The following is a 9,840-nucleotide window of genomic DNA, read 5'->3' on the forward strand; positions in this document are numbered from 1 at the left end:
GCGGTACTCGGCCAGGGTGCCGAGGAGTTCCGCCGGCTCGGACGCTCGCTGTTCACGGCGGTCGTCGTACTGGCGCTCGGCGGGATCGCTCTCACCTCGCGCAACATCAAACTCTGGATCTTCGTCGCGGTCCCCGCGATCGCGCTCATCACCATGACCGCGCGGTATCTGCTGCGCCTGTGGTTGCACAAGCAGCGCAAGGAAGGGCGGTGCCTGCGCCCGGTGCTCGCCGCCGGGAGCCTGGCCACCGTCAGCGACCTGATCACCCGCACCCGCAAGTTCCCGCACCTGGGCTGGCAGGTGGACGCGGTGTGCACCACGGACGGCCTGGGTCTCGACGGTGACCAACTGGACGGAGTGCCGGTCGTCGGCCGGCTGACGGACGTCGCCAACCACGTACGCCGCGACGGCTACCGCGTCGTCGCGGTCACCCCGGACCCGCACTGGTCACCGGACCGGCTGCAGCGCCTGGCCTGGAACCTCGAAGGCAGCGACGCCGAGATGGTCGTGGCCCCGGTGCTCATGGAGGTGGCGGGACCGCGGCTGCACGTCGACGCGGTGCTCGGCATTCCGCTCCTGCGGGTCAGCATGCCGACCTTCACCGGGGGCCGCCGGGTGGTCAAAGGCGTCGTCGACCGCCTCGGCGCGGCGATCCTGCTGCTGCTGTTCGCGCCGCTGATGGTGCTCGTCGGCCTGCTCGTCCTCGCGGAGAGCCGGGGCGGGGCGCTCTACCGCCAGCGCAGAGTCGGCAAGGACGGCCACGAGTTCACCATCTTCAAGTTCCGCACCATGGTGGCCGGAGCGGACGCGGCGCGCGCCCAGCTGGCCCACCGCAACGAAGGCGCGGGGCTGCTGTTCAAGCTGCGCCGGGACCCGCGGGTGACCCGGGTGGGTGCGGTGCTGCGCCGGTACTCGATCGACGAGCTCCCGCAGCTGTTCAACGTACTCACCGGATCGATGTCGCTCGTCGGCCCGCGGCCTCCGCTGCCGGAGGAGTCCGCCGCCTACGGGCCGGACATCCGGCGGCGGTTGCTGGTCAAGCCGGGCCTGACCGGCCTGTGGCAGATCAGCGGACGCAGCGACCTGCCGTGGGAGGAGGCGGTGCGGCTCGACCTGCGGTACGTGGAGGACTGGTCGCTCGCCCTGGACTCGGTGATCTTGTGGAAGACGCTGCGTGCGGTGCTTTACGGCCAGGGGGCCTACTGATGCAAGGGGGGCGTCGCCCGTCGGGCGCGCGGATGGCAGGCCGTGGGGGCCTGCCCGGGGGGAAGGACAGCTAATGAGAGTCAGCGTTTTCGGTCTCGGTTATGTGGGCTGCGTGTCGGCCGCGTGCCTGGCCAGCATGGGCCACGAGGTCATCGGGGTGGACGTCAACCAGGTGAAGGTCGACCTGGTCAACGACGGCAAAGCCCCCGTGGTCGAGGAGCGGATCGGCGAGCTCACCGCCGAGGTCGTGGCGGGCGGGGCGCTGCGCGCCACCGTCGACGTCCGCGAGGCGATCATGGGCAGCGAGGTATCGCTGATCTGTGTCGGCACACCCTCGGAGCCCAACGGCAGCCTGTGCACCACGTACTTGGAGCGGGTCACCGAACAGATCGGCGCGGCGGTGGCCGAGCGGGGCGGACGGCACACCGTCGTGTTCCGCAGCACCATGCTGCCGGGCACCTGCCTGAACCTGCTCGTGCCGATCCTGGAGAAGTCCCTCGGCGGCACCGCCGGGGTGGACATCGGGGTCGCGGTCAACCCGGAGTTCCTGCGCGAGGGCACGAGCGTGCGGGACTTCTTCGACCCGCCCAAGACCGTCATCGGCGAATTCGACCGGGCAAGCGGCGACGTGGTCGCCTCGCTCTACGAGAGCCTGCCCGGCGAGGTGTTCCGGGTACCGGTGCCGACGGCCGAGGCGATCAAGTACGCGGACAACGCGTTCCACGGCCTCAAGATCGGCTTCGCGAACGAGCTCGGCGCGGTGTGCCAGGCGCTCGGCGTGGACTCGCACCAGGTCATGGACGTGTTCCTGGCCGACCGCAAGCTCAACATCAGCCCCGCCTACCTGCGGCCCGGCTTCGCCTTCGGCGGCTCCTGCCTGCCCAAGGACTTACGCAGCCTGGTCCACGCGGCGCAGCGTGCCGACATCTCGGTGCCCATCCTCTCCCATGTGCTGCCCTCGAACGCGGACCACTTGCAGCGCGCGGTGGAGCTGGTCGAGCGCACCGGCAAGCGCAAGGTGGGCCTGTTCGGTCTCTCCTTCAAGCCCGGCACCGACGACCTGCGCGAGAGCCCGCTGGTCGAGCTGGCCGAGAGGCTCTTCGGCAAGGGCTACGACCTGCGGATCTACGACGCCAACGTCAGCCTCTCCCGGCTGATCGGCGCGAACCGCGAGTACATCGAGACCCGCCTTCCGCACCTGGCGCAGCTCCTCGCGGACTCCGTCGACGAAGTCCTCGACCACTCCGAGGTGTGCCTGGTCGGGACCAAGGACCCGGCCGTCCTTTCGGCGCTGCCCCACGGGCCCGCGCCGGTGCTCATTGATCTGATCCGCCTACCCGACGCCGAAGCGCGCCGGACAGAACCGGGGTACGTGGGCCTTGCTTGGTAACGCAACGAGCGGCGGCGGGCCTGCCCGTCGCGCGCTGATTTTGGTGGAAAACCTGTCGGTGCCCTTCGACCGGCGGGTGTGGCAGGAATGCACGACACTGCGCGACGCGGGCTGGAGAGTGCACGTCATCTGCCCGCAGGGCACGAAGCGGGACACGGAGGCCGAGGTCGAGATCGACGGGGTGCGGATCCACCGCTACCCGCTGAACGCGGCCACCGGAGGACCGTCCGGCTATCTGCGCGAATACGGATCGGCGCTGTGGCATACCGCCCGCCTGATCCGCAAGGTCGGCCCCGTCCATGTGGTGCACGCCTGCAATCCGCCGGACCTGCTGTTCCTGCCGGCCCGGTGGCTGACACGGCGCGGCGCGCGGTTCGTGTTCGACCAGCACGACCTGGTGCCCGAGCTGTATCTGTCCCGCTTCGGCCGCGGCAAGGACCTGCTCTACCGCGCCGTGTGCGCCATCGAGCGGATGACCTACCGGGCCGCGGACATCGTGATCGCCACGAACGAGAGCTACCGGGACGTCGCGGTCAGCCGCGGCGGCAAGAAGCCGGAGGATGTCTTCGTGGTGCGCAGCGCGCCCGCGGTCGAGAGGTTCCAACCGGTGCCGCCCGAGCCGGAGTTGAAGCGCGGCAAGGAGCATCTGCTGTGCTACCTGGGCGTCATGGGCCCTCAGGACGGTGTGGACTACGCCTTGCGGGCCCTGGCGAAACTGCGCGACGAATTCGGGCGGACCGACTGGCACGCGGTGTTCGTCGGCTCCGGCGACGCCTTCGACGCGATGGTGGAACTGGCCGGCGAGCTCGGGCTCTCCGAGCAGGTGCAGTTCACCGGGCGCATTCCGGACGCCGACCTGGTGCGCTACCTGTCCACCGCGGACGTGTGCCTCTCGCCGGACCCGCGCAATCCGCTCAACGACGTGTCGACCATGAACAAGGTCCTCGAATACATGGCCATGGGCCGGCCGATCGTCTCCTTCGACCTGCGGGAGGCGCGCGTCTCCGCCGGTGACGCCGCCGTGTACGCGCCCGCCAACGACGAGACGGCATTCGCCGGGCTCACCGCGCAGCTCCTCGACGACCCGGACAAGCGTGCCCGGATGGGCAAGCTCGGCCAGGAGCGGGTCGGCGGAGAGCTCTCCTGGCACAACTCCCAGAGATCGCTGCTCGCCGCATACGCCGCTGCCTGCCTCGACCACACCCGTGTCGGTGGCACCCCGATCCGGAAGGGGAGGAGGCGGCACCGTTGAGCGACGACACCATACGTCTGGTCACGATCGGACGGATCTTCCGCAGGCGTTGGCGGCTGCTCGCCGTCATCGCCCTGGCGGGCGCACTTCTCGGCTACGGCGCCTCGGTGGCGGTGTTCCCGCCGCGGTACACGGCATCGGCATCCGTGCTGCTGCCGGGGGCGTGGGAGGAACGCGAGCTGCTCACCCAGGTGAACGTCGCGACCAGCTCATCGGTGGTCGACCGGGCGGCCGACGCGCTCGAGTGGACGGGCGGCGACGGCAGCGAGCTCATCGACCAGGTGAGCGCCAAGGCCGCCGACGGGAACATCGTCACGATCTCGGGTACGGCCGAAACCCCGGAGCGCGCCCAGCAACTGGCCGACCGGGTGGCCAAGGAGTTCGTCACCTTCGCCACCCGGGTCGCGGGCGGCAGCACGGACCCCGCGAGGGCGTCGGGTCCCGAGGCGCTGCGCAAGAAGGTCGCAGAGACCAACCGCCGCATCAGCGAACTGGCCAAGTCCGCCGATCCGGGGCAGACCGTGGAGAGCGTGCAGGTGCGCACCTCTCTGGAGAAGTTGCGCACCTCGCTGGAGGAGGCCATGAAGAAACTGGAAGAGGCCGACCCGGCGACCGGCAAGGCCGGCATGGTCGTCATGGGGCCCGCGGCCCTGCCGACCGGCGAGGCACCGCCGACGAGGACGCAGCTCATGGCCGGCGGGGCGCTGCTGTCCCTGCTGGTCGCGGTCATCGCCCATCTCACCGCGGCACGCTCGAACCGCAGGCTGCGCACCGAGCCGGAGATCGCCGCGGCGCTGGGCTCCACGCTCATCGGCACCGTCGACGTGCCCGGCGGACGGAGCAAGCACCGGGGCGGGGGCCCGCGGGCCCGGGCCCGCCGCTTCCTCGGCCTCGACACCCGCTGGAACATACCGACCCCGGCGGCCTCCGACGAGGCCGGCAGGCAGCTGCGCTACCGGCGGGTCTGCGCGCGCATCCGGATTCAACTGCCGGGCTCGCGCGGGCTCCTCGTGGTCGTACCGGACGGCGACGAGGCCGGCAGCCGGGCCGCCGAGCAGCTCGTCGCCACGGCCGGAACCGAACCGCGGATGCGGATGGTGCACGTCCCGGTGACCCGGCCGATGGTGCCGGACCGTGACGCCGAGTCCGGGGCCCTGGTCGTGCTCAGTGCGGGCAGTTGGACCGCGGCCGAGCTCACGGGCATCGCCGAGGCGTGTGCGGACGGCAGGCACGAGGTCATCGGCATCGTCCTCGCCGGCACCGTCCGGGACCGTCCGGGGCGGTCGGTCGCACACCCCCCGGAGAACCCCACCCCCGCGCTCGCGGCCCGCGGCCACGCGACGGGAGGCCCGGCGTGACGACGGACACGACCTCGGAGCCGTCGGCGGCCGCTCCGCTGCTGAACCTGCACGCGCTGGTGGTGTCGGTGCGCAGGCGCCGCCGCCTCTGGTGCACCCTGGCGCTCGTCGGGCTGCTGCTCGGCGGGGCGCTGGCGGTCCTGCGACCCCCGGCACCGGCCGCCACGGCCAAGGTGCTGGTCGCGCATCAGGACGACCAGCCGAACGACACCGGAACGCTGATCCGTACCGACGTGGAGGTACTGCAGACCACGCGGATCGCCGACAAGGCCCTCAAAGCCCTCAAGTCACCGATGAAACCCGAGGATTTCCTGCGGGAGTACCGGGGCACCGGCGTGACCAACAACCTGCTGCAGATCGACGTGACGGGTGACAGCGACGCACAAGCGGTGGCCCGGGCACAGGCGTTGGCGGACGCGTTCATCGCGGACCACGTGCGGCGGATGCAGGAAGCCGCCAAGGCCGAGTCCAAGGCCCTGCGCGACCAGCGCGACCGCATGCGCAAGGAACTCGCGCGGGTCAACGAATCGATCGGCGGCAGGACGACGGGCAGCGACCCGGAGTCGTCGGCGACCCTGGAGTCGCTCTTCGCCCGCCGGGCCGAACTCACCTCGCGGATCGCCGACTTCGACCAGCGCGCCGAGGACGCGCGCATGGGCACACCCCGGATCGTCTCCGGCACGCAGATCGTGGACGACCCGCGCGCGGTGCACAACTCCCTGCCCCTGGCCCTGGCCACCCAGGCCGGGATCGGGTTCGCTCTCGGGCTCGTCATCGGGCTTGCGGTGGCCGCGATCGGTTCGGTGGTGGCCGACCGCCCGGTCCTGCGCCGGGAGATCGCCGCGAACCTGGGTGCCTCGGTCATCGCGGAGCTGCGCCCCGTGCCCCGCCGGCCGATCAGACTGTGGCAGCTGCGACGCACCCGCGCGGCACACGAACGGCTCATATCGACGCTGGCCCGCACCGTGCGCGACGCGTCGGAATCGGTGTCGCTCCTGGAGCTCGGCAGTGCGCACAGCACGAGCGTGATCGCCCTTGACCTGGCGAAGGCGCTGTCGGAGGAGGGCCCCGTGGTCATCATCGATGACCTGCCGGCCCTGCAACGCGCCGGCCGCGGCCAGGAACCGGGAGGCCCGGCCGTGGTCAGCGCCGATCGTGCCGCGACCGTGCCGCATCAGATGCGCCGGATCGGTGTCGGCTCGGTCGCGCCCGGCACGGCGTGGACCGGCCTTCAGGACCTCGGTTCCCAGACCGTGCTCGTCGTACGCGCCGGGCACGGCAGCACCGCATGGCTGCACACCGTGGCGCGGCAGCTCGCGGACCTGCTCATCCCGGTGATCGGTGTGGTGCTCGTCGACCCCGATCCGCGGGACCGGACCGACGGCACCCTGTGGGACGGCCGGCACACCGCGCTGCGCGGCCACAGCGAACGCCTCGCCCGGCAGAACGCCGCGGGCCGGCAGCCGTCGGAGCGGCAGTCGCGGGCAGTACGAGTTCCGGACAGCGACCAGGAGGCGCGGTAAGACATGTGCGGCATCGCAGGCACCTACAGATGGCCGGACGGGAAGGCCGTGACCGACCGGCTCACCGATGTCCTCGCCCACCGCGGACCGGACGGGGCGGGCCGGTACGGCCACCCCGCCGGTGACGGCGAAGTGCAGCTCGGGCACCGCCGCCTGTCCATCATCGACCTGTCCGAGACCGGCGCCCAGCCGATGGTCTCGGGCCATCTCGCCCTGACGTACAACGGCGAGCTCTACAACGCGCCCGAACTGCGCGCCGAGCTGGAGGGCGCCGGGGTGCGCTTCCGCGGCACCTCCGACACCGAGGTGCTGCTCGAGGCGTGGCGGCGCTGGGGCACCGACTGTCTGCCCCGGCTGCGCGGCATGTTCGCGTTCGGCATCTTCGACGAGCGAACCGGTGAACTCGTGCTCGCCCGCGACCAGCTCGGCATCAAGCCGCTGTTCCTGCTGCGGCGCGGCGGCGGTGTGGTGTTCGCCTCCGAGCTCAAGGCACTGGCCGCCGTGACCGGCGGATCGCTCCAGGTGGACGACGCGGCGCTGGTGGCCTCGCTGCTCTACTACTGGGTGCCGGACTCGCGGTGCGCGTACCGCGAGGCGGAAAAGCTGCCGCCGGGCAGCTGGCTCAGGTGCAGGCCCGACGGCCGGGTGGAGCGCGGGCAGTTCTGGAACCTGCGCGACGTCGCCGCCGAGGGGCAGGAGCGGGCCCGCAGCGGCGAACTGCCCGACCTGGCCGCCGTCGTCGAGGAGTCGACCCGGCAGCACCTGCTTGCCGACGTGCCCGTGGCGACCTTCCTCTCCGGCGGTCTCGACTCCAGCTACCTGACCGCGCTCGCGGCCCGCGACCGGCCCGGTATCTCCGCCTACACGATCGGGTTCCGCGCCGAGGACGCCAAGTTCGAGGCGATGCCGGACGACCTGCGCTATGCCCGGCAGGTCGCCGAGCAGTTCGGCGTCGATCTGCACGAGATCGAGATCGCCCCGAACGTGCTCGACCTGCTGCCGCAGATGACGCACCACCTGGACGAGCCGATCGGCGATCCCGCCGCGATCAACACCTTCCTGATCTGTTCGGCCGCCAGGGAGGCCGGGGTCAAGGTGATGCTCTCGGGCATGGGCGCCGACGAGCTGTTCGCCGGATACCGCAAGCACCTGGCCAACGTGCTCGCGCTGCGCTACCAGCGCGTCCCGCGGCCCCTGCGGCGCGGCCTGTCCAGGGCCGTGGACCGGCTGCCGGTCGCCACCGCCCGCCGGGGCTTTCGCTCGGTGCGCTTCGCGAAGCGGTTCCTCTCCTTCGCCGACCTGTCGGAGGAGGCCGCGTTCCGGCGCAGCTACACCATGTACGACCAGGGGGAGCTGCTCGCCCTGGTCAATCCGGATCTGGCCGCGACGGTCGACGACGTGGTGACCGAACACGCGGACATCTACGAGGACAACGCACTGGACGACTTCGTCAACCGCATGTGCCTGGGCGACGCCCGGATGTTCCTGCCGGGCCTGAACCTCGCCTACACCGACCGGTCGAGCATGGCCGCGTCGACCGAGGTGCGGGTGCCCTACGTGGACGTCGAGGTGGTCAAGGCGGCGTTCGCCGTGCCCGGCGACCGCAAGATCGTCGGCCGGCAGGGCAAGGCCGTCCTCAAGGAGGCGGCCACCTCGATCCTGCCGCGGGAGATCGTGTACCGGCCCAAGGGCCTGTTCAGCGCACCGCTGCGGGCTTGGATGAGCCGGGACCTGGCACCGCTGGTGCGCGAGGTGGTCAACGACGGAGTGCTCGTCAGCTCGGGGATCCTGCGCCGCGACGCCCTCGCGCGCATGGTCGCCGAGGACGCCGCCGGTCAGCGGGACTTCTCCAAGCATCTGTGGCATGTGCTGACCCTCGAGTACTGGTATCGCGACGCGACCTCCGGCTCCGGCCGGAGACAAGCGGCTTGACGGCGTTGGAAGTTGAAACAAGAGGAGCTCGGGTGAAGCAGGTTGTGCAGAACTACAAGAGCGGCGAACTGGCGCTGCTCGACGTCCCGGCGCCGGGGTGCAAGCCGGGCGGTGTGCTCGTCCGCAGCGCCTACTCGCTGATATCCACCGGAACCGAGCTCATGAAGGTCTCCGAGGCCGGCATGTCGATGGTGGGCAAGGCCCGCTCCCGGCCCGACCAGGTCGCCAAGGTCGCGCAGAGCGTGGCCACCAACGGGGTGCCCGCCACCTACCGCAAGGTGATGGGCAAGCTGGACTCCTACACCCCGCTCGGCTATTCGCTGTGCGGCGTGGTCGAGCAGGTCGGCGCCGGGGTCGACGACGTGAAGGTCGGCGATCTCGTGGCCTGCGCCGGCAACGAGCACGCGCTGCACGCCGAGCTCAACTGGGTGCCGAAGAACCTCTACGCGCCGGTGCCCGACGGCCTCGCGCCGCGGCACGCGGCCTTCGGCACCGTCGGATCCATCGCGATGCAGGGCGTGCGCCAGGGCGAGCCGCAGCTCGGCGAGGTGGCCCTGGTCATCGGCCTCGGCCTGATCGGGCAGCTGGTCGTACAGCTCCTCGCCGCGGCGGGAGTCCGCGTCGTCGGCGCCGACCCCGACCCGGCCCGCTGCGAGCTTGCCGAGCGCCTTGGCGCCGTGGCCTGCGGCGATCCCGGTTCCGCGGCCGTGGAAGCCGCCGTCGCCGAACTCACCGGCGGGCACGGCGTGGACCAGACGTACCTGGCCGCGGGCGGCGGCAGCAACCAGCCCGTCGAGCTGGCCGCCCGGCTGAGCAGGGACCGCGGCCGGGTCGTCGACATCGGCAAGTGCAGCCTGGACCTGCCGTGGAACGCGTACTACGAGAAGGAGCTCGACGTCCGGTTCTCGCGCTCGTACGGACCGGGGCGCTACGACCCCGAGTACGAGATCGAGGGGCGGGACTACCCGATCGGCTACGTGCGCTGGACCGAGCGCCGCAACCTGGCCTGCTTCCTCGACCTCGTCGCCCGCGGCAGCGTCGACGTGGAGCCCCTGGTCACACATGTCGCCGACTTCGACGACGCCGTCGAGACCTACCAGAGCCTGAAGGACGGCGGACTCAAGGCCGTGGCCGTGCTGTTCCGCTACCCCGGACAGGCGGCGCAGGCCGGGGCCCCGG

Annotated in this window: 7 protein-coding genes; all 7 read left to right on the forward strand. The window is 71.3% G+C overall.

The genetic code is table 11. From position 1 onward, the window contains the following. The coding region (locus ACQKIP_RS30160; RefSeq protein ID WP_427744687.1) for a sugar transferase at nucleotides 1-1,206 on the forward strand (1,206 nt) is incomplete at its 5' end. Between the two features lie 73 nt (nucleotides 1,207-1,279). Continuing rightward, complete coding sequence (locus ACQKIP_RS30165; protein WP_365859827.1) at nucleotides 1,280-2,596, forward strand: nucleotide sugar dehydrogenase; 1,317 nt, start codon at nucleotides 1,280-1,282, stop codon at nucleotides 2,594-2,596. Further along, entirely contained in the window at nucleotides 2,586-3,848 is a 1,263-nt protein-coding gene (locus ACQKIP_RS30170) for a glycosyltransferase family 4 protein (protein WP_365859826.1), read from the forward strand. The genes ACQKIP_RS30165 and ACQKIP_RS30170 overlap by 11 nt, the downstream gene beginning before the upstream one ends. After that, entirely contained in the window at nucleotides 3,845-5,206 is a 1,362-nt protein-coding gene (locus tag ACQKIP_RS30175; protein ID WP_365859825.1) for a Wzz/FepE/Etk N-terminal domain-containing protein, read from the forward strand. The genes ACQKIP_RS30170 and ACQKIP_RS30175 overlap by 4 nt, the downstream gene beginning before the upstream one ends. Then, entirely contained in the window at nucleotides 5,203-6,729 is a 1,527-nt protein-coding gene (locus ACQKIP_RS30180) for a Wzz/FepE/Etk N-terminal domain-containing protein (RefSeq protein ID WP_365859824.1), read from the forward strand. The genes ACQKIP_RS30175 and ACQKIP_RS30180 overlap by 4 nt, the downstream gene beginning before the upstream one ends. Before the next feature lie 3 nt (nucleotides 6,730-6,732). Then, complete coding sequence (gene asnB, locus ACQKIP_RS30185; protein ID WP_365859823.1) at nucleotides 6,733-8,661, forward strand: asparagine synthase (glutamine-hydrolyzing); 1,929 nt, start codon at nucleotides 6,733-6,735, stop codon at nucleotides 8,659-8,661. A 32-nt stretch (nucleotides 8,662-8,693) separates the two neighbouring features. Next, nucleotides 8,694-9,840 (forward strand): zinc-dependent alcohol dehydrogenase (locus tag ACQKIP_RS30190; protein ID WP_427744691.1); only part of this gene is annotated, 1,147 nt, incomplete at its 3' end.

This window comes from Streptomyces sp. NPDC059900 (assembly GCF_050270335.1).
In the GTDB taxonomy this organism is placed as follows: Bacteria; Actinomycetota; Actinomycetes; order Streptomycetales; family Streptomycetaceae; genus Streptomyces.

What these genes read in the sequence shown, in the direction of transcription:
- ACQKIP_RS30165 (WP_365859827.1), top strand. Translation starts at nt 1,280, where the DNA reads ATGAGAGTCAGCGTTTTCGGTCTCGGTTATGTGGGCTGCGTGTCGGCC.
- asnB (WP_365859823.1), top strand. Translation starts at nt 6,733, where the DNA reads ATGTGCGGCATCGCAGGCACCTACAGATGGCCGGACGGGAAGGCCGTG.